Origin of the sequence: Streptomyces sp. NPDC091279 (assembly GCF_044757465.1) — a bacterium.
In the GTDB taxonomy this organism is placed as follows: Bacteria; Actinomycetota; Actinomycetes; order Streptomycetales; family Streptomycetaceae; genus Streptomyces.
In genome coordinates, this window is sequence record NZ_JBIVVA010000004.1 from 296,917 (window position 1) to 315,463 (window position 18,547).

At 73.5% G+C, this 18,547-nt stretch carries 15 protein-coding genes; 6 read left to right on the forward strand and 9 right to left on the reverse strand.

Features of this window, described 5'->3' with window-relative positions; translation table 11 throughout:
• Nucleotides 1-181 precede the first annotated feature (181 nt).
• Nucleotides 182-787, forward strand: coding sequence for a LuxR C-terminal-related transcriptional regulator (locus ACIQOU_RS11760; RefSeq protein WP_401536230.1), 606 nt, complete (start codon nt 182-184; stop codon nt 785-787).
• 30 nt (nt 788-817) lie between these two features.
• Here the strand turns inward: ACIQOU_RS11760 and ACIQOU_RS11765 are convergent, their stop codons facing one another.
• From ACIQOU_RS11765 to lanKC, 4 genes are all read right to left on the reverse strand, one after another.
• Nucleotides 818-2,527: an ATP-binding cassette domain-containing protein gene (locus ACIQOU_RS11765; RefSeq protein ID WP_401536720.1), complete on the reverse strand. Its 1,710-nt coding sequence runs from the start codon at nt 2,525-2,527 to the stop codon at nt 818-820.
• Nucleotides 2,528-2,682: 155 nt separating this feature from the next.
• Nucleotides 2,683-4,404: an ABC transporter transmembrane domain-containing protein gene (locus tag ACIQOU_RS11770; protein WP_401536231.1), complete on the reverse strand. Its 1,722-nt coding sequence runs from the start codon at nt 4,402-4,404 to the stop codon at nt 2,683-2,685.
• 93 nt (nt 4,405-4,497) lie between these two features.
• On the reverse strand, nt 4,498-4,614 hold the full coding sequence (locus ACIQOU_RS11775) for a SapB/AmfS family lanthipeptide (protein ID WP_401536232.1): 117 nt from the start codon (nt 4,612-4,614) through the stop codon (nt 4,498-4,500).
• Nucleotides 4,615-4,692: 78 nt separating this feature from the next.
• The gene (lanKC, locus tag ACIQOU_RS11780) at nt 4,693-7,293 is read right to left on the reverse strand and encodes a class III lanthionine synthetase LanKC (RefSeq protein ID WP_401536233.1); all 2,601 of its coding nucleotides are present in this window, start codon (nt 7,291-7,293) and stop codon (nt 4,693-4,695) included.
• A gap of 206 nt (nt 7,294-7,499) precedes the next feature.
• Here lanKC and ACIQOU_RS11785 point away from each other — a divergent pair, with 206 nt between their 5' ends.
• From ACIQOU_RS11785 to ACIQOU_RS11800, 4 genes are read left to right on the forward strand one after another with little or no spacing between them, the layout of a single operon-like run.
• Entirely contained in the window at nt 7,500-8,567 is a 1,068-nt protein-coding gene (locus ACIQOU_RS11785) for a glucose-1-phosphate thymidylyltransferase (RefSeq protein WP_401536234.1), read from the forward strand.
• Entirely contained in the window at nt 8,564-9,523 is a 960-nt protein-coding gene (gene rfbB, locus ACIQOU_RS11790) for a dTDP-glucose 4,6-dehydratase (RefSeq protein WP_401536235.1), read from the forward strand. Before ACIQOU_RS11785 ends, rfbB begins: the two co-directional genes overlap by 4 nt.
• The gene (rfbD, locus tag ACIQOU_RS11795) at nt 9,520-10,401 is read left to right on the forward strand and encodes a dTDP-4-dehydrorhamnose reductase (RefSeq protein WP_401536721.1); all 882 of its coding nucleotides are present in this window, start codon (nt 9,520-9,522) and stop codon (nt 10,399-10,401) included. The genes rfbB and rfbD overlap by 4 nt, the downstream gene beginning before the upstream one ends.
• Nucleotides 10,388-11,191, forward strand: a complete 804-nt coding sequence (locus ACIQOU_RS11800) for a class I SAM-dependent methyltransferase (protein ID WP_401536236.1) — start codon at nt 10,388-10,390, stop codon at nt 11,189-11,191. The genes rfbD and ACIQOU_RS11800 overlap by 14 nt, the downstream gene beginning before the upstream one ends.
• On the opposite strand, the gene rfbC is transcribed toward ACIQOU_RS11800, so the two are convergent.
• The 5 genes from rfbC to ACIQOU_RS11825 form a co-directional block, all read right to left on the reverse strand.
• Nucleotides 11,175-11,789, reverse strand: coding sequence for a dTDP-4-dehydrorhamnose 3,5-epimerase (gene rfbC / locus ACIQOU_RS11805; protein ID WP_401536238.1), 615 nt, complete (start codon nt 11,787-11,789; stop codon nt 11,175-11,177). The two genes, ACIQOU_RS11800 and rfbC, sit on opposite strands and share 17 nt — an antisense overlap.
• A 4-nt stretch (nt 11,790-11,793) precedes the next feature.
• Nucleotides 11,794-13,734 (reverse strand): glycosyltransferase family 2 protein, encoded by a 1,941-nt coding sequence (locus ACIQOU_RS11810; RefSeq protein ID WP_401536239.1) that lies wholly within the window; start codon nt 13,732-13,734, stop codon nt 11,794-11,796.
• Nucleotides 13,735-13,850: 116 nt separating this feature from the next.
• Nucleotides 13,851-14,435 carry a hydrolase gene (locus ACIQOU_RS11815; protein ID WP_401536240.1) on the reverse strand — a complete coding sequence of 195 codons (585 nt, stop codon included), beginning with the start codon at nt 14,433-14,435 and terminating at the stop codon, nt 13,851-13,853.
• A complete protein-coding gene (locus tag ACIQOU_RS11820; RefSeq protein WP_401536243.1) occupies nt 14,432-15,757 on the reverse strand; it encodes an MFS transporter in 1,326 nt (441 codons plus the stop codon). Before ACIQOU_RS11820 ends, ACIQOU_RS11815 begins: the two co-directional genes overlap by 4 nt.
• A gap of 71 nt (nt 15,758-15,828) precedes the next feature.
• Entirely contained in the window at nt 15,829-16,290 is a 462-nt protein-coding gene (locus tag ACIQOU_RS11825; RefSeq protein ID WP_401536244.1) for a MarR family winged helix-turn-helix transcriptional regulator, read from the reverse strand.
• Nucleotides 16,291-16,547: 257 nt separating this feature from the next.
• Here ACIQOU_RS11825 and ACIQOU_RS11830 point away from each other — a divergent pair, with 257 nt between their 5' ends.
• Nucleotides 16,548-18,407: a cellulase family glycosylhydrolase gene (locus tag ACIQOU_RS11830; protein WP_401536245.1), complete on the forward strand. Its 1,860-nt coding sequence runs from the start codon at nt 16,548-16,550 to the stop codon at nt 18,405-18,407.
• The last annotated feature ends 140 nt before the right edge of the window (nt 18,408-18,547 follow it).

The window sequence follows — 18,547 nt, forward strand, 5'->3', positions numbered from 1 at the left end:
CGCCCTACCCCACAGTCGATGCGCGCGGCAGCGTACGGGCTCCCCATGTGCGCCCCCGCGCCCCCTGATGGCCGATTCTTCGCGCCCAAGAACGGTGGAAGCGCCCAACAATGGGGCACGCGCTCAAAACCGGGAACCGGAGTGGGGGCGGGTACGGCGAACGGCGACGGACGGGGTGGCAGTGATCCGGGTTCTTCTGGTCCATGACGCGTGTCTGGTGAGATCGGTGCTGGCGGAGTGGTTGCGCCGCGAGCCGGGCTTCGGCGTGGACGACACGCCGTGGGAGCAGGCGGCGGACCGGGTGCGGGCGGTGGCCCCCGACGTCTGCGCGGCCGACCTCGAACGCTCCGACGGGCACGACGTGCCGTCCCTGTCCGTCCTGCGCCCCGACCCGCATGCGTCCGCGCCGCACCTCGTCGTGCTGGCCAGCGCGAACCGGCCCGGGCTGCTCAAGCAGGCGTTCGAGGCGGGCGCCTGCGGCTATGTCGACAAGGAGGGCTCGCCGGAGCGATTAGTCCACGCCATCCGCAGAGTCGCCGAGGGGGAACGTTTCATCGACGACTCGCTGGGCTTCGGTTTCCTCAAGGCGGCGCAGATCCCGCTGACCCGCCGGGAGCTGACCGTGCTGAGCCTCGCGGCGGGTGGCGCGTCCATAGCGGAGATAGCGGGCAGCCTGCACCTGTCCCACGGGACCGTGCGCAACTACATGGCGGCCATCACCCGCAAGACGGGCGCCCGCAACCGGATCGACGCGATCCGCATATCCCAGGGGGAAGGATGGCTGTGACCAGGGCAGAGAACAGCCCCCTAGGTCCGCTCACCGATCAGCGGTGACCGTCCAACCCCCGACCAGCTCCTGATAGGACCCGGAGGTCCGCAGCAGCTCCTCGTGCGTGCCGTACGCGGTGCGCGCACCGTCCATCACCAGCACCCGGTCGGCCCGGCGCGCCGAGCTGATCCGGTGCGCGACGACCACCAGCGTGCCGCCCGGCCGCGCGGCGAAGGCCCGCTCGGCACGCGCCTCGGCCTCCGGGTCGAGATGACAGGTCGCCTCGTCGAGCAGGGCGAGCGGCGCGGGGGAGAGATAGGCCCTGGTCAGGGCGATGAGCTGGCGTTGCCCCGCGGAGAGAGCGCCCGGCTCGACCACCCCCTGGGGCCCGCCGAGGTCCGCCATCAGCGGCCCGAGCCCGACCGCCTCGGCGGCGGCGAGCAGCTCGCCCTCCGGCACGGGGTCGGGGCGGAGCCGGCCGAGGTTCTCCGCGAGGGTCCCGCTGTGCACGTACGCCTCCTGCGGGATCAGCACCCGCAGCGCGGCGGCCCGCGCCCCCGGCACCGGCTCCCCGCACACCCGGATCGCCCCCTGCCCCGCCGGCAGCAACCCCGCGACCAGCGCGGTGAGCGTCGATTTCCCGATCCCACTGGCCCCGACCACCACCAGATGCCCCCCAGGAGGCACCACGAGATCCAGCCCCTCAAGAACGGGCGTGGAGGCGGGCCCGTAGGCGAACGAGACCTGGGTGAGGCAGAGAGCGGGAGGCGGTGCGGGCCTGAGTCCGGCGGCGGCCGTCGAACCGGTCGGGGAGGGCAACGGCGGTCGGGAACCGGGTCGGCCTGGTGGTGCCGGTGCCGCAGCCTCCGGCACAGCGGGGCCCGCCGGGGTTCGGGCGCGCAGGCGGCGCAGCACCACCGTGAGACGGGAGCCGCCCGCGCCCAGGCCATGGATCAGGTTCTGGAGGGCCGGCAACAGGGACTGCGTGACGTAGGCCAGCGCCCCGACCAGCGCGCCCGGCGTGACCCCGTGCGCCAGCAGCCAGGGCGCCGACACCAGCAGCAGCACCACGGGACCCTGTCCGCCGAGCGCCAGCGCCGCGACCCTCGGCACGCTCCAGCGGGCCAGCGACCGGGCGGCGTCCAGTTCCGCGCCGACCCGCACGCCGAGGTCCCCGGCGACGCGTTCCTCGGCGCCGGTCGCCGTCACGTCCCGCAACCCCGGGCACACCGCGCCCCACTCCCGGGCGAGGGCCTCGTCGGCGACGAGGAAGGCCTCCTGGCGCCGGGCCAGCGGGCGCAGCGTCGCCGCGAACAGCAGGACCCCGGCCAGCAGCGGCGGCGCGACGATCACCAGGAGCGGCGGGGCGAGCGAGAAGAGGCCGACGAGGGCGCCGGCGGCGGTGAACACGAACGAACGGGACACCATCACCAGGCCCGCGAGGGTGTCCCGGGCGATCTCCACCTGCTGGGTGAGCCCGGACACCGCCCCGTCGTCCGCCTCCCGCACCCCGCGTGCGACGACCCGCTCCACCAGCCGGTCCCGCACGGGTTCGACCAGGTCGGCGACGGCCCGGTACACGCGCCCGGTGCCGTACGCCCCGATCCCCACGCCCAGCCCGGCACCTGCCAGCCACCACAGCCCGACCCGCACGTCCCCCACCAGGAACCCGGCGTCCAACGCCCGCGCCAGGGCATACCCCAGCAGAAACGTCTGCCCGGCCTCCAGCAACGACCACCCCCCGAGCCGCACCACCACCCGCCACCGCTCCCGCACCACAACAACCCCCCGAGCCACTCGCCGTCTCACGCCGCCCCCCTCTTGCTGACCGCCACCGGGGCCGGGGCGTATGAGCGTCGAGGGGGCGGAATTGGCGCTGAGGGTGTCAGCTTGGGGAAGTTGCTCTTTCGGGCTCATGGTGTGGCCTCGTCGAAGACTGCTCGGTAGGCCGGGTCGCGCCAGAGGACCTCGTGGGGGCCCGTCGCGCGGATGTGGCCGTTGTCCAGCCAGGCCACGGTGTCGGCGCGGGCCGCTGTCGTGGCGCGGTGGGCGATGAGCAGGCGGGTGCGGCCGGTGCCGGGGGCGGCGAGGGCCTCGGTGATGTGGTGTTCGGTGACCGTGTCGAGGCTGGAGAGCGCGTCGTCGAGGATCAGCAGCCGTCCCCCGTGCGCGAAGGCGCGGGCCAGGCCGAGGCGTTGGGACTCGCCGCCGGAGCGGGGCGCGTCCGCGCAGAGGGTGGCGTAGCCGTGCGGGAGGCGGTCGATGAAGACGTCGGCGCGGGCCTCGCGGGCGGCCGTGCGGACCCGGGCGGCGGAGGGGGCGGCGGCGCCGAAGGTCAGGGCGTCCTCGATCGTCGTTCCGAGGAGTGCGGGGCGTTCGAAGGCGTAGGCGACCGCGCGGCGCAGCTCGTCGTGGCGCAGGTCGGTCAACGGGACGCCGTCCAGGAGGACGTGGCCCGCGTCGGGGTCGGCGAGTCGGCCGGCCACCTCGGCGAGGAGGGACTTGCCGGTGCCGGACCGGCCGACGACGGCGAGGGCCGTGCCGCCGGGGACGAGGAGGTCGAGGCCGTCGAGGACGTCGCGTCCGCCGCGCCGGACGGTGATGCCGCGCAGTTCGAGCCGCCCGGGCCCGGCGGGGAGCTGGAACGTGCCGGGTGGCGGCGCGGGTTCGGCCAGGACCTCGCCGAGCCGTCGGGTCGCCGCCCGCGCCCGGGCCAGCGCCGCGAGCCGCCCGACCAGCACCCCCACCCCCGTCGCGAGGACCGCGTAGCGCGACGCGGCGAGCAGGTCGCCCACCGTCAACTCGCCCCGGGTGAGCAGGAATCCGGCGACCGCGATCACGCCCAGTTGCAGCAGCGGCGCGACGGTGACCGCCTGCGCGGCCGCCCGGCCCTGGACGTGCCACATCCGGTGCCCGGCACGGGAGAGCGCGGGCAACGGGCGCAGAATCCGCGCCGTCTCCCGGTCCTGGATGCCCGCGGCGGCGATGGTGCGGAAACCGCCGACCGCCTCGGCCAGGCTGGCCGCGATCCGCCCCTGGACCTGCTGGTACTCGGTGACGCAGGCGGTGGTGTCACGGGCCAGGGCGCGCAGCAGCAGGGCCAGCAGAGGCGCTCCGGCGAGGAACACCACGGCGAGGAGCCAGTCGATGAGCCCGAGCGCGACCACGCCCCCGAGCGGACCGGCGAGCGCGGCGAACAGCGCGGCGACGGCGGCCGGTGAGGTCCCGGCCTGGGCGGCGCTGCCGACGAACCGGGCGGCCAGGTCGCCGGTGCCGAACCGGGCGTTCGCGCGCGGCCCGAGCGCCAGGACGTGTCCGGTGAGCCGGCGGCGCAGCCACGCGGCGGCCCGCGCGTCGGCCGTTCCCGACAACACGCCCGCGCAGGCGTCGAGGACGCCCAGCAGCAGGACGAGGCCGCAGGCGTAGAGGACCCAGCGGGTCGCCGGGGCACCGGCCAGCAGCAGATCGAGGGTGTGACCGAGCGCGGCCGGCAGCAGCAGCCCGGCCGCCGAGGCCGCCGTGCTCACCGCGAACAGGGCCGCGCAGCGGGCGCCGCCGTGCCGCAGGGCCGCGCGTTCCAGGGCGCGGCTGGGGCGGGCGACCGGGTCGGGGCCGGCGTCGGGAGCGGGGGTCATCGCTGCGGGCCTCGCGTCGGGGGAGTGGGCGAAGGCCCCGAGGGGCCCCTCCCGCAGGAGAGGCCGCTCGGAGCCGGTTGCGCGCGGTGCGGATCAGAGACAGAGCAGAACGCTCGCCGCGGAGACGCAGGACAGCAGGCTGACGGTGCTCGCGCCGCCGCCGTCGGTGTGGTCGGCGGACTCCATCGTCTGAAGGTCGAGAAGGGCCATGGTGTGTCCTTTTCCGGGGCCGTCGTCATGGTGGACGCGGTCCCTTGTTCATGGGGACGGGGTGATGTCACGACCGCGTCAGGTGACGCGACCGCGTGTGGTGGCCGCCGAGGGCGGCGGGAGGAACGGCAGCCGGGCGCCGCTCTCGGGTTCGAGGACCGAGGCGAGGGCGAGCAGACAGCCGGCGGTTCCGGTGGCCAGGTCCATGGACAGACGCATCATCTGGTGGCCGGGGAAGGCCAGTTGGCCCTGGTAGTCCATCGCGAGCCAGCCGAGCCCGTCGATCTGCCGGGCGGTGCGCGCGGGGTCCGCGGCCGGGGCGGTGGTGCGGCCCAGGTGCAGGATCATCCCGGCGCGGCCCTGGAACAGGCCGGGCTGCGCGTAGAAACGGGAGTGCGAGGCGGTGAGGATCGCGGTGCGGGCGGCCTCGAACCGGCCGGTGCCGTCGGTGCCGTGGGCCAGCCAGTCGTCGAGGACCAGGCCGATCCCGGCGCTGCCGTCGCCCAGGTAGGGCAGGGTGCGCCAGCCCTCGTCGACCTCCAGGCCGCCGTCGCGCTCCACGCACCGGTCGAGGTCCCGGCGCAGCGCCTCGGCGGCCGCCTCCAGGTACCGCCGGTCGCCGGTCTGTTCGAACCAGCGCACCAGGAACAGCGCGGGTCCGCTCGCGCCCCGCAGCAGCCCGGCCCGTTGCCGGGGCTGGTCGGGCACCGGTTCGGCGAGCCGCTGGACGAGGATGTCGGCGGCCTCGGCGGCCCGGGCGGCGAGGTCCCGTTCGCCGGTGGTGCGGGCGAGGTCCCCGAGGACCAGGCCGAGCCCGGCGAGTCCGCCGTTCAGGTCGGAGGAGAGGTTCTGCCAGTTCTCCCGCAGGATGCCGGTGATCAGGTCGAGGGCGCGGTCGCGGTGGCCGAGCCCGGCCAGGACGTGGGCGACGCCCGCGAGCCCGTCGTACAGGCCGAGCGGGGTGCCCGGCGGGGGCGTGGCGGTGCGGTCCAGGAGCCAGCGTTCGCCCTCCTCGTACCGCTGCCCCGCGCCCTGCTCCAGCGCGTACAGCACACCGGCCGCGCCGTGTGCGAGGCCGAGGCCGCCGCCGTCGCCGAACTGGGCGATGTCGCCGGGGAAGAGCCGGTCGTCGCGGTGCGGGGTCGCGGAGGCGAGGATCGCCTTGACCATCGAGTCGCGGCTGTCGGGCCAGTCACCCGGCCGGACCGGACCGGCCGGGCCGAGGCCGCCGCGCGCGCCCCGGGTGATCTCGGCGACCGCCTCGTCGAGGAAGGCGCGCGGCACGTCAGGGAACTCCTCGGCGATCACGTCCGCCAGATGTGCCGCCTTGCCCCGGTCCACCACGAACAGGGTGGTCACCGGCAGGAACAGGGCGAGCCGCAGACAGGCGAGCGCGTACCGGTCGACGTCGGTGCCCCGGCGGTCCGGCGGCGCGAAGAAGCCGGGGTGGGCGACCGTCTGACGGCCGTTCTCCTCGACCGGCGCGGCCGCCTCGAAGTCGATGAGGGTCACCGACTCGTCGTCGGGCGCGACCATGATGTTGAAGACGTGCAGGTCGTTGAAGACGATCCCGCGCTCGTGGATCTGCTCCACGGCCCGCTCCACCGCCCGGTGGACGCGCAGCGCCCACGCGGTGTAGTCACGCACCTCGGCCGGGTCGGGGTCGGGGCCGAGCAGCGGATGGCGGTGCGCGAAGAAGGAGTTGAGCGGCTTGCCCTCGACGAACTCCATGACCAGGAACCGGTGCTCGCCCAGGGTGAACCAGTCGAGGACCTCGGGCACCACGCCGGTCCCGGCGGCCCGCTTCAGGGCGTCCCGTTCCCGTTCCAGGCGGGCCACCGCGTCCGCGCCGTCGGAGGCGAGCCCCGCGTACGGCCGGGCCTCCTTGAGGACCACCCGGCGCCCGTCGCGGGTGTCGGTGCCCGCGTACACCCCGCCCCCGTTGGAGAAGTGCAGCGCCTTCTCGATCCGGTACGGGAGGTCCCCGACGGTCGTCGCGGCGCGCGCCTCCAGCTGCGGGCGCAGGAACTCCGGCAGCGTCACCCACTCGGGCACCTGGAACGACGGTGCTCTTCGGTCCGGCACCAGGGTGCCCGCGCCGTCCGCCACGGCCGGCACCAGCGTGCCGCGCTCGTCGACGACGTACCGGCGGGCGAAAGCGCCGTAACGGACGTACAGCGGGCCCTGCTCCCAGCGCAGGTCGGTGAGGATGTAGGGGCCCTCGCAGCCCTTGAGCTGGTCACCCAACTCGCGGAGTATCTCGTGCAGTTGGCCCTCGTCGGCCGGGTAGACGGTGACGAACTTGCCGCTGGTGTCGCGGCCCGCGTACTTGGCGTTGCGCAGATGCAGCAGATGCGGGCTCGGCACGAACTTGAACGGGATGCGGCGCGGCACACAGTAGTCCCACACGATCTCGGCGATCCGCCCGGCGTTCTCCCGGGTGGCCGTCGAGTGGATCTTCCAGCCCTGGGCGGGCGAGTCCACCGGCGCGCCCTCGCCGTCGACGGGCGTGAACGTCAGCCAGTCGCCGCCGCGTGCCGTGTGCCAGCCCGCCGGAACCGGCCGCTCGGCCGCCGCGAACAGGGGCGCGGCCTGTCTGGTGCCCTCCGCCGCCAGCCGATCGGGCGTGTCGTAAAACTGCCCGTCGGCCAGCGCGTACACCTCGTACCGCTTGTCCATCCGTCCCCCTCCGTGGCTCGCCCCGAACATTTCCAGGCAGCCGGTGGTCGCGGACAGTCACGTCTGTCATGACATCGCCGTGCGGAACGCATGCGTCAAGACCTGTTCGAACCTGTTTCGAGCAGCCGCTTCACGCGCGCGGGGCGAAGCGATCAGAAGCGATCGTCAACCGGTCATTTCCGGCCATTCGCGGCTAAGGTGAAGCGATGAAGGCTCTCGTGCTGTCCGGAGGCGCCGGTACCCGGCTCAGGCCGATCACCCACACGTCGGCCAAGCAGCTCGTCCCGGTGGCCAACAAGGCCGTCCTCTTCTACGGCCTGGAGTCCATCGCGGCGGCCGGCATCACCGAGGTCGGCGTGGTGGTCGGGGACACCGCCGCCGAGATCGAGGAGGCCGTCGGCGACGGCTCGAAGTTCGGCCTCGCCGTCACCTACCTCCCCCAGGAACGTCCGCTCGGGCTCGCCCACGCGGTGCTGATCGCCCGCGAGTGGCTGGGCGACGACGACTTCGTGATGTACCTCGGCGACAACTTCATCGTCGGCGGCATCTCCGCCCTCGTCGACGAGTTCCGTGCACACCGCCCCGACGCCCAGATCCTGCTCACCCAGGTGGCCGATCCGCGCGCCTTCGGCGTGGCCGAGCTGGACGCGTCCGGGCAGGTGGTGGGCCTGGAGGAGAAGCCGGAGCACCCCAAGAGCGACCTCGCCCTCGTCGGCGTCTACCTCTTCACCCCGCTCATCCACGAGGCGGTGCGCGCCATCCGCCCCTCCTGGCGCGGCGAGCTGGAGATCACCCACGCCCTCCAGTACCTCATCGACGTCCGCGCCGACGTGCGCTGCACGGTCATCGAGGGCTACTGGAAGGACACCGGCAACGTCGTCGACATGCTGGAGGTCAACCGCACGGTGCTGGAGAGCCTCGAACCGCGCCTGGACGGCGAGGTGGACGAGGCCTCCCAGACCATCGGCCGGGTCGTGGTCGAGGAGGGCGCCCGGGTCGTCAACTCACGCGTCGTCGGCCCCGTCGTGATCGGCGCCGGCACCGTCGTCGAGGACTCCTACGTCGGCCCCTTCACCTCGGTGGCCGAGAACTGCCGGATCGTCGACAGCGAACTGGAGTTCTCCATCGTGCTGCGCGACTCCTCCATCCTCGGCGTCGGACGGATAGAGAACTCCCTGATCGGACGGCATGTCGAGGTGACCCCCGCGCCCGGCGTGCCCAACGCCCACCGTCTCGTCCTCGGCGACCACAGCAAGGTGCAGATCCACCCATGAACCTCCTCGTCACCGGCGCCGCCGGCTTCATCGGCTCGCACTACGTCCGCACCCTGCTGGCCGCCGACGGGCCGCACATCACGGTGCTCGACAAGCTGACCTACGCCGGAAACCTGGACAACCTCGACCTCGACCACCCCCGGCTGGAATTCGTGCAGGGCGACATCCGGGACGCCGAACTCGTCGACAAGCTGGTCTCCGAGGCCGACCAGGTCGTCCACTTCGCCGCCGAGTCCCACGTGGACCGCTCGATCACGGGCGCGGGCGACTTCGTCCTCACCAACGTCGTCGGCACCCAGACCCTGCTGGACGCGGCGCTGCGCCACCGCGTCGGACCCTTCGTGCACATCTCCACCGACGAGGTGTACGGGTCGGTCCCGACGGGATCGAGCACCGAGGAAGCGCCGCTGAGCCCCAACTCGCCCTACTCCGCGTCCAAGGCCTCCTCCGACCTGCTCGCCCTGGCCTACCACCGCACCCACGGCCTGGACGTCCGCGTCACCCGCTGCTCCAACAACTACGGCCCCTACCAGTTCCCGGAGAAGGTGATCCCGCTCTTCGTCACCAACCTCCTCGACGGTGGGAACGTTCCCCTCTACGGCGCGGGCCGCAACGTCCGCGACTGGCTGCACGTCGACGACCACTGCCAGGGCGTCGACCTGGTCAGGACCCGGGGCCGGGCCGGGGAGGTCTACAACATCGGCGGCGGCACCGAGCTGACCAACCGCGAGCTGACCGGCCTGCTCCTCGACGCCTGCGGGGCCGGCTGGGACCGGGTCGAGCACGTCGAGGACCGCAAGGGGCACGACCTGCGCTACTCCGTCGACTGGACCAAGGCCCGCGACACCCTCGGCTACCGGCCCCGGCACGACTTCAGCACCGGCCTCGCCGCCACCGTCGCCTGGTACCGCGAGCATCGCGCCTGGTGGGAGCCCCTGAAACGGCGCTCCGCGTGAAGTGGCTGGTCACCGGCGCCGCCGGAATGCTCGGCCGGGACACGGTCGCCGCCCTCGCCCGGCGCGGCGAGGACGTCACCGGCCTCGACCGCACCGCCCTCGACCTCACCCACGCCGACGCCGTCGCCCAGGCACTGGCCGACCACCGCCCCGACCTGGTCGTCAACTGCGCCGCCTACACGGCCGTCGACGACGCCGAGACCGACGAGGCCGCCGCGCTGCGCGTCAACGGCGAGGGCCCCGGCATCCTCGCCCGCGCCTGCGCCGCGCGGGGCGCCCGCCTGGTCCACGTCTCCACCGACTACGTCTTCCCCGGCGACGCCCACACCCCCTACCCGGAGGACCACCCCACCGGACCGCGCACCGCCTACGGCCGCACCAAACGCGCCGGGGAACACGCGGTCCTGGCCGAGCTGCCGGGCACCAGCGCGATCGTCCGCACCGCCTGGCTCTACGGCGTCCACGGCCGCAGCTTCGTCCGCACGATGATCGGCCTCGAAGCGACCCGGGACACCGTCGACGTCGTCGACGACCAGCACGGGCAGCCCACCTGGAGCGCGGACGTCGCCGACCGCATCGCCGCCCTCGGCCCCCGCCTCGGCCCGCAGCTGCACGGCGTCTTCCACGCCACCTCCGGCGGCGAGGCCACCTGGTACGAGCTGGCCCGCGAGATCTTCGCGGGCCTCGGCGCCGACCCGGAGCGGGTGCGTCCCGTATCCAGCGCGGCGTTCCGGCGCCCGGCACCGCGCCCCGCGTACAGCGTCCTCGCACACGGCCGCTGGCGGGAGGCCGGTCTGCCGGACCCGCGTGACTGGCGCGCCGCGCTGCGCGCCGCACTTCCCCTGATCCGCGAGGAGACCCGCCGTGAAACGCCATGAGTTCCTGCGCGGACTGCACCGCGCGTGCGCCAACCGCAATTACCTGGAGATCGGGGTGAACGACGGCCGCAGCCTCACCCTCTCGCGCGTCCCGAGCATCGCGATCGACCCCGCCTTCAAGGTCGTCTGCGAACTGCGCTGCGACGTCCACCTGGTGAAGGCGACCAGCGACGACTTCTTCGCCCGCCCCAACCCCCTCGGGCACCTGCGCGGCGGCCGCCATCCGGTGCGCAACCTGCGCCGGGGCCGACGGCCGTTCGGCTACTGGCGGCGCACCCGCCTCGACCTGGCGTTCATCGACGGCATGCACCTGTTCGAGTACGCCCTGCGGGACTTCATCAACGTGGAGAAACACACGGACTGGACCGGCGTCATCGTCCTCGACGACATGCTGCCGCGCACCGTGGACGAGGCCGCCCGCGACCGCCACACCACCGCCTGGACCGGCGACGTCTACAAACTGGCCGAGATCCTCACCCGCTACCGCCCCGACCTGGTGACCGTCCTCGTCGACACCCGGCCCACCGGCCAGCTCGTCGTCTTCGGCGCCGATCCCCGCAACACCGTCCTGAGCGACCGCTACGACGAGATCCTCGCCGAGTTCCAGGTGCCCGACCCGCAGCGGGTGCCCGCGTCGGTGCTGGAGCGGGTCGGGGCGGTGGCCCCGGAGGCGCTGCTGGAGGCCGATTTCTGGCGCCCGCTGGTCCGCGCCCGCAACCGGGGCCTGCGGCGCTCACGCGGCTGGGAACCTCTGCGGGCCGCGCTCGCCCCGCTCACGCCGGGTCGCTGAACTCCCCGGTGCGCAACCGCAGATAGTGGGCGGCGCACTCCTCGTAGGAGGGCAGCAGCCCGGCCCGTTCCGCCTCCGCGAGGGTCGGCGCCTCGGCGTCCTTCGGGGACAGCAGCGGCTCGATGTCGTCCGGCCACGCGATGCCGAGGTCCGGGTCGAGGGCGTGCACCCCGTGCTCACGGTCGGGCGCGTACCCGGTCGACGTCAGGTACACCACCGTCGCGTCGTCGCTGAGCGCGAGGAAGGCGTGGCCGATGCCCTCCGCGAGGAACAGGGCGCGCTTGTTGCCGTCGTCGAGGCGGACCGCCTGCCAGCCGCGGTAGGTGGGGGAGCCGACCCGCAGGTCGACCACGACGTCGAGGATCGCGCCGCGCATGCACGAGACCCACTTGGCCTGTCCGGGCGGCACATCGCAGAAGTGCACCCCGCGCAGCACGCCGCGCCGGGAGACCGAGCAGTTGGCCTGCGCGAGCGTCAGGTCGTAGCCGGTGGCCTCGCGGAACGCGGCGCCCCGGTACCACTCGTGGAACGTTCCCCGCGCGTCCGGGAACACCGTCGGCTCCAGGAGCCAACTGCCCGGCACCTCAAGGGCTCGCATCCGGTCACCTCCCCCGTCGCGGGGTGCGCCCCAGCAGCGTGGCGAGCCTGCGCCGGACCCGCCGCGCGACCGGCCCGACACCGCCGGAGCGGCTGTCCCGCACCACCTCGACCGTGCCCGCACGCCCCCGCAGGGCGAGTGGCAGCGGCAGGAAGCGCGGCACGTCGGCGCCGGGGGCCGGGCAGAGCGCGGTCCGCCAGACGGCACCGGCGAGTTGGGCGGCGGGCAGCGCGGCCTCCAGGAGCGCGCCGTCGGCCGTGGGGGAGAGGACGCCCGGCGTGTCGAGGCTCCGCCCGCCCGAGGTGAGACGCACCGAGACGTCGAGGGCACCCGGCACGTGCAACGGCAGCGGCGCCCGCAGCAGACCCGCCGCCACGGTGACGTCCTGCGGCGTGAGCGCGGTGAGCCCGAGCCGCTTGCTCGCCTTGTCGACGTCGAGCGAGAGATTGCCGTGCCGGTCGGTCCAGTACGGCAGCACCACCCGGCCCGCGATCACGGCGGCGGACGTGGCGGCGCGCGCCTGGTGCGGGCCGGGCCCGATCCGGCACTCCTTGGTCCAGCCGCCCAGCCTCACCCGCGCGTACAGGTCCCACAGCCCGGCACCCAGCGGCGCCCCGCCCACCGCCGCGGCCGGGTCGACAGCCGCCGTCGCCCGCAGCACCAGGCGCACGTCCCCGCTCTCCTCGACCGGCACGATCTCCCGGGTCACCTCGACCGGCTGGAAGTACGGGGCGCCGGTGGAACGTTCCCTCACCAGCAGGTCGACGGTGCCGGCGGTGAACCGCTCCACGGCGTCGGCGCCGACCAGGGCCACCGCGTCGGCGACCCCGGCAGGGGGCCCGTCCACGCTCACCGGCCCGCCGCCCCCGGGCAGCACGAGGGGCACGTCGGCAGCTGTGAACTCGGCGGCGAAGTCGACGTTCAACACGCCCTCCCGCCAGTCGATCCGGCCGGGCGTGGCCCGCAGCCCGAGCCCGGCCTCCCACTCCGCGAACCCGGTCACGTCGTCGAGCCGGCCGGCGACGACGAACGCGGCGATCACCTGATGGACCGTCGGCAGCCCGGCCGCCACCCCCGGCCCGAACCGCTCCACGACGACCTGGCGGATCTCCTCGAACAGCGTGCGCCGGTAGTCCTCCGGCAGCTCCAGGAAGCGCCGGCCGCGCAGCCGCTCCACCATCTCCACCCGCAGCCAGCGCCGGTAGAGACCGTCCCGCACGGGCCCCGGCTCGGTGTACCGCGCGACGACGTCGAGGGCCTCGCGGAGATTGTTGAAGTAGCCGACCGGCTCGAAGCGTTGGATACCGGCGTTCGCGTCGTCGGCGCGCCGGATGTGGTAGTAGCAGACGTAGTCGCCGATCACCGAGACATTGGCCGCGCGCAGGAACGCCTCGGCGACGAAGACATGGTCCTCAAGACGCCGCCGCCCCTCCGGGAAGCGCAGGCCGATCTCGTCGAGGAAGGCCCGCCGGAACATCTTGTGCGGGGTGAGGCTGTCGATGAGCGGGGCGTCGGCGACCGAGGCGCGGGGCCGGTTCGCGCGGAACAGCTCGACCGGGACCGAGCGGCCCCGGCCCGCCATCTTGCCGACGACGACATCGGCGCCGTTGGCCACGCCGTAGCCGTACATCCGCTCCAGGGCCTCGTCGCCGAGGTGGTCGTCGTTGTCGACGAACATCACGTACGCGCCGCGCGCGGCGGCGATGCCGACGTTGCGGGGCTTGCCCGACCAGCCGGAGTTCTCCTGGTGGATCACGCGCACCCGGCTCTCCTCGGCGGCGAGCGCGTCGAGGAGAGCCGGGGTGTCATCGGTGGAACCGTCGTCGACGAAGATCACTTCGTAGGCGTCGGCGGGCAGGGACTGCCGAAGGAGCGAGGCGACGCACTCCTCGATGTAGGTCCCGGGGTTGTAGACGGGGACGATGACACTGACGTTGACCGGCATCGGGCTCCAGGTCCCCTCGGGTGGCTCGCCGTGGGTGGGCGCGTGGCCAGATGCTATCCCGGGCGGGTGTTTCACCCCACTCACCCAGGAATGTCAGTAATGGTCGTCGGGAGGGTTCAGCCGTGCGTCTTCGCGAGGAGGGCGAGGATCTCCGCCGTCGTGCCGCTCTCGCCCAGCCGGGGGAAGATCCGCTCGACGCTGCCCCGGTGCGCCTCGGCGCTCATGTCGCCCATCGCGTCGGTGGCGAGGGTGACGTGGTAGCCGTGCTCGTAGGCGGCGCGGGCGGTGGACTCGACGCCGATGCTGGTGGCGATGCCGGTCAGCACGATCTGGGTGACACCGCGCCGGCGCAGCTGCACCTCCAGGTCGGTGCCGTGGAAGGCGCCCCAGTTGCGCTTGGTGACGGTGATGTCGCCGGGGTGCCCGGCCAGCTCGTCGACGACCGCGTCCCAGCCCTCGGGACGGGGCATGGCGGGGGCGCTCGCCTCGGTGCGCCCGGCGGGGGCGTCGGCGAAGTCGTCGGCGAACGTCACCCGGACCAGCACCACGGGCAGCCCGTGCGCCCGGAAGGCGTCGGCCAGTTCCACCGAACGGGCGACGACCTCGGGTCCGGAGTGCGGCTGCGTGGGCAGACCGGCGATGCCGTTCTGGAGGTCGATCACGACGAGAGCGGTGCGCGGGTCGAGGGCGGTGACAGTCATGGTGTGGCCTTTCGGGGGGTGAGAGTGGTCAGAGAGCGGTCGGGAAGGGTGGTCGCCAGCAGCAGGGCCGAGCCGACGAGCATGAACAGGGCCAGATCGTGCAGGCCCGCCGTGTCGGCGCGGTGCGGGAAGAACGCCGCACAGGCGGCCGACGAGGTCAGTGCGCCGAGGTAGCCGAAGGTGCGCAGTAGCCCGGCGGCCGAGGCGATGCGCTCCGGCTCCGCCTGCCGGTACAGCGCGTTCTGGGTGGCCAGCGGCAGGATGCCCTGCGGCACGCCCATCACCGCGCTCGCCACCAGGAGCAGCCACAGGGGCGTGTCGGCGTCGGCCAGGAACAGCCCTGCGCAGACCGCGACCTGGACGACCGAGCCGATCAGCAGCTTGGCGCGGATCGCCTCATGGCGCCCGGTCAGGGCGGAGACGGCGAGCGCGGACGCCGACAGCGGCAGCAGCACGAGCCCCGCCGTCCCGGCATCGAGCCCGCGCCCCTGCTCCAGCCACTGGGTGAAGCCGTACAGGAAGGAGTACGCGGTGGTGAAGGCGAGCCAGGTGCGCAGATACGTGAGCAGCAACGGCACCTGCCCGCCGAGCACCCGCAGATCGATGAACGGGTCCGGCACCCGCAGCTCCCGCACCGCGAACCCGGCCCCGGCCAGGGCGCCGAGCACCGGCAGGTACCAGGTGCCTGCCCGGGGTGCCATCAGGAACAGCATCAGCGCGACCAGCATCACCGTGAACAGGGCCATGCCGGGCAGGTCGACCCCGCGCCCCGAGCCCGTGGACCCGGGCCGGTCGCGGGGCAGCCACAGGGCGCCGAGCACCAGACAGGCCAGCGACAGAGGGACGTTGACGGTGAACACGGCACGCCAGCCGCCGACGCCGATCAGGAAGCCGCCGAGGGCGGGGCCGATCACGGCGACCGTCTGGTTGGCGACCGCGAGCGCCGTCAGCACCCCGGCCGGACTGTCCTCGCCGGTGCGTTCGTTCTCCCGCCGGATCAGCTGCATGGCCGCCGGATACGCGGCCGAGGTGCCGAACCCGAGCAGCACCCGCGCGCCGATCAGCGCGCCGAGCGACGGGGCGAGCGCGCCGAGCAGCCCGGCGACGCCGACCAGACCGGTGCCGAGCAGGTACAGCGTCCGGGGGCCCCACATGTCGACGAGGCGTCCGATGATCGGCTGCCCCACGGCGGTGGCCAGGTACAACGCGGTGACCAGCCACGCCGTCTCGGCGGGCGGCGCGCCGAAGGCGAGGCCGATGGGGACCAGGGCCACGGCGATCATCGAGGAGTTGACCGGGTTGAGCACGGACCCGATGAGCATCGGGGCGATCAGACGGCGGTCGAACGCGGTGGGGGAGGGGGCGCCTCTCCGGAGGCGGGGCAGTCCGGGTATCACGGCCGGGTGAGCCGTTCCAGCAGGGCCAGGCCGTCGAGCACGGCGCCCCGCTCCTCCTCGGTGTAACGGTCCTGGAAGGCGCGGGTCAGCCACTCCTCGCGGGCCTGCTGGTCGCCCTCGATCCGCAGCCGTCCGGCGTCGGTCAGCGTCACCAGCTGGCGGCGGCCGTCGTCCGGGTCGGGGTTGCGCCGGATCAGCCCGTGCCGGTCCAGGGCGGTGAGGGTGGTCGCCATCGACTGCGGGCGCACCCCCTCGGCCGTGGCCAGCGCGCTCGCGGTGGCGGCGCCGTGCTTGCCGACCAGGGTGAGCGCGGAGACCTGCGGCGGGGTGAGCGCGTCGTCCTCGGCGACCTCGCGCAGGCGCCGCCGCAGCCTGCTGAACACCACCCGCAGATCCTGCGCGGCGCGGGCTGCGGAGTCGGAGATGCCCTCGGGGGGCTCGGTGGGGGTCGGGTCCATGACGCACACGCTAGAACCCCACAGCCGAAACTGTCCAGTCAAGACTGAACAGTTTTACCTGTAGATCAACCAGGACCGTCCGCGGAGCGGCGCCTCGGCCGCCGGGTCGTCGACCGTGATCCGCCGCCTCGCACGGCGTGCCTGGTGAACGCGGTGCGAGGAATGGCCGGTTGGGGCGGAACGTCCTGACGGGCAGTGAACTTACCTGTGAGTCAGAAGGTGTTGACGAGGTCGGAAAAGGGCCGGACCGTAGGTCCATGTCGAATATTCGTGCGCGTCTGCTCGCCGCGCTGGTCGTCCTCTGCGGCTGTGTGACGGTGGCGGGTACCACGCCCGCCACCGCGGCCCCCGCCCTCCCCGGCTCCCTCCCCTTCGACGGCACGGCACTCACCGTGTCGAACGGCCGCTTCGTCGACGGCGACGGCCGCGAGGTCGTGCTGCGCGGCTACAACGTCTCCGGCGAGACCAAGTTGGAGGAGAACTCCGGCCTGCCGTTCGCCTCGGTCGCCGACGCCAGGAAGTCGGCGACGGCCCTGCGCGCCCTCGGCGGCGGCAACTCCGTCCGCTTCCTGCTGTCCTGGGCCCACGCCGAGCCCGTGCGCGGCCAGGTCGACACCGCCTATCTGGCCGCTGTCACCGCCCAGTTGAAGGCCTTCCTCGACGTCGGCATCCGCGTCTACCCGGACTTCCACCAGGACCTCTACGCCCGCTCCCTGTTCAACTCGGGCAGCTGGTACACCGGTGACGGCGCCCCGGCCTGGGCGGTCCAACTCGGGAACTATCCGCAGGAGTCGTGCGGCATCTGCCTGTTCTGGGGCCAGAACATCACCCAGAACGGCGCGGTCACCGCCGCCCAGCACGACTTCTGGCACAACGCGTACGGCGTCCAGGACAACTTCCTGGCCACCGCCCAGCAGACCATGACGTACATCCGGCAGAACCTGAGCGCCGAACAGTTCGCGGGCGTCATCGGCTTCGACCCGTACAACGAACCGCACGCCGGCACCTACGACTCCGGGCAGACCTCCCGCACCTGGGAGCGGGACCTGCTGTGGCCGTTCTACGAGAAGTTCCGCGCCCGGATGGACGCGGCCGGCTGGCAGGCCAAGCCCGCCCTCGTCGAGCCCAACCTCTTCTGGAACGCCAACATCTCCGCCCAGAAGCAGGAGGGCGGCCTGCTGGACGCGGGCACCCTCGGCTCCCGGTACGTCTTCAACACCCACTTCTACGACCAGAAGGCCATCTCCGGCATCCTGATGTGGGGCAACGCCTCCGACGGCCAGTACGCGTCGGACTTCGCCGCCATCCGGGACCGGGCGGCGGCCGCCGGGACCGCGTCGATCGTCAGCGAGTTCGGGCACCCGCTCTCCGGCACCGTCTCCGGCAAGGCGCCGACCGTCCTCAAGGCGATGTACCAGGCGCTGGACTCCGGTGTCCCAGGCGCCAGTTGGTGGACGAAGCCGGCCGACTCGGGCCCGGTGCTCTCCGGTTCGCAGTGGCAGTGGGACATCTACAACGGCCGCCACCACGAGCTGATGAACGGCAACGCGGACAAGGTCCTCACCTCCGGCGACGCCTGGAACGACGAGGACCTCTCCGCCGTGAAGCTCGACGACTCCGGCACCCCGACGCTCCGGCAGGACGCCCGGCTCGTCGACCGCGTCTACCCCAGCGCCACCGCCGGCACCACCCTGGCCTTCACCTACGAGGACCGCTCCCGCGACGGCTCCACCACCCTGACCTGGAACCCGGTGCCCAGCACCCTGCCGAACGTCGCCCAGCTGGTCGGCTCCGGCCAGTACAGCCTGCTGGTGTGGCGCTCCGGCAGCGGCTCGGCCCCCACCGAACTGCATCTGCCCGCCTCCTTCCCGACCGCCACCACCACCGTCGTCTCCGACCTCGGCACGGTCCACGGCCCACCGGCGTACACCCCCTCGACGCCGGTCGCCGTCGCCGCCGAAACCGGCGGCACAGGAAGCCGACGGCTGCTGCTCACCGACTCCGACTCCGGCACCCTGCACTACGCCCTGGTCACCAACGGGGCCACCGCGCCGTCCGCGAACCTGCTGAGCGGCGCCCGCGCCGAGCTGACCGGCTGGCTGGGGGCGCACTTCTGACCCACCCCCGCCGGGGGGGGGGGGGGCGGCCGGGGGGGGGGGCGGCCGGCGGGGGGGGGGGGGCCCTGTGCCCCGCGTGGGCGGGGGGGCTGGGGCGGGGGGCGCCTCCGGGGGGGGGGGGTGTTCGCCGTGGGCGGGTG

Excerpts from the sequence above, each read along its gene's own strand:
- ACIQOU_RS11820 (WP_401536243.1), bottom strand. The coding sequence starts at position 15,757 with ATGCTCATCGGGTCCGTGCTCAACCCGGTCAACTCCTCGATGATCGCC.
- lanKC (WP_401536233.1), bottom strand. The coding sequence starts at position 7,293 with ATGGACAAGCGGTACGAGGTGTACGCGCTGGCCGACGGGCAGTTTTAC.
- ACIQOU_RS11775 (WP_401536232.1), bottom strand. The coding sequence starts at position 4,614 with ATGGCCCTTCTCGACCTTCAGACGATGGAGTCCGCCGACCACACCGAC.
- ACIQOU_RS11810 (WP_401536239.1), bottom strand. The coding sequence starts at position 13,734 with ATGCCGGTCAACGTCAGTGTCATCGTCCCCGTCTACAACCCCGGGACC.
- rfbB (WP_401536235.1), top strand. The coding sequence starts at position 8,564 with ATGAACCTCCTCGTCACCGGCGCCGCCGGCTTCATCGGCTCGCACTAC.
- ACIQOU_RS11815 (WP_401536240.1), bottom strand. The coding sequence starts at position 14,435 with ATGACTGTCACCGCCCTCGACCCGCGCACCGCTCTCGTCGTGATCGAC.
- rfbC (WP_401536238.1), bottom strand. The coding sequence starts at position 11,789 with ATGCGAGCCCTTGAGGTGCCGGGCAGTTGGCTCCTGGAGCCGACGGTG.
- ACIQOU_RS11830 (WP_401536245.1), top strand. The coding sequence starts at position 16,548 with ATGTCGAATATTCGTGCGCGTCTGCTCGCCGCGCTGGTCGTCCTCTGC.
- ACIQOU_RS11785 (WP_401536234.1), top strand. The coding sequence starts at position 7,500 with ATGAAGGCTCTCGTGCTGTCCGGAGGCGCCGGTACCCGGCTCAGGCCG.
- ACIQOU_RS11770 (WP_401536231.1), bottom strand. The coding sequence starts at position 4,404 with ATGACCCCCGCTCCCGACGCCGGCCCCGACCCGGTCGCCCGCCCCAGC.
- ACIQOU_RS11825 (WP_401536244.1), bottom strand. The coding sequence starts at position 16,290 with ATGGACCCGACCCCCACCGAGCCCCCCGAGGGCATCTCCGACTCCGCA.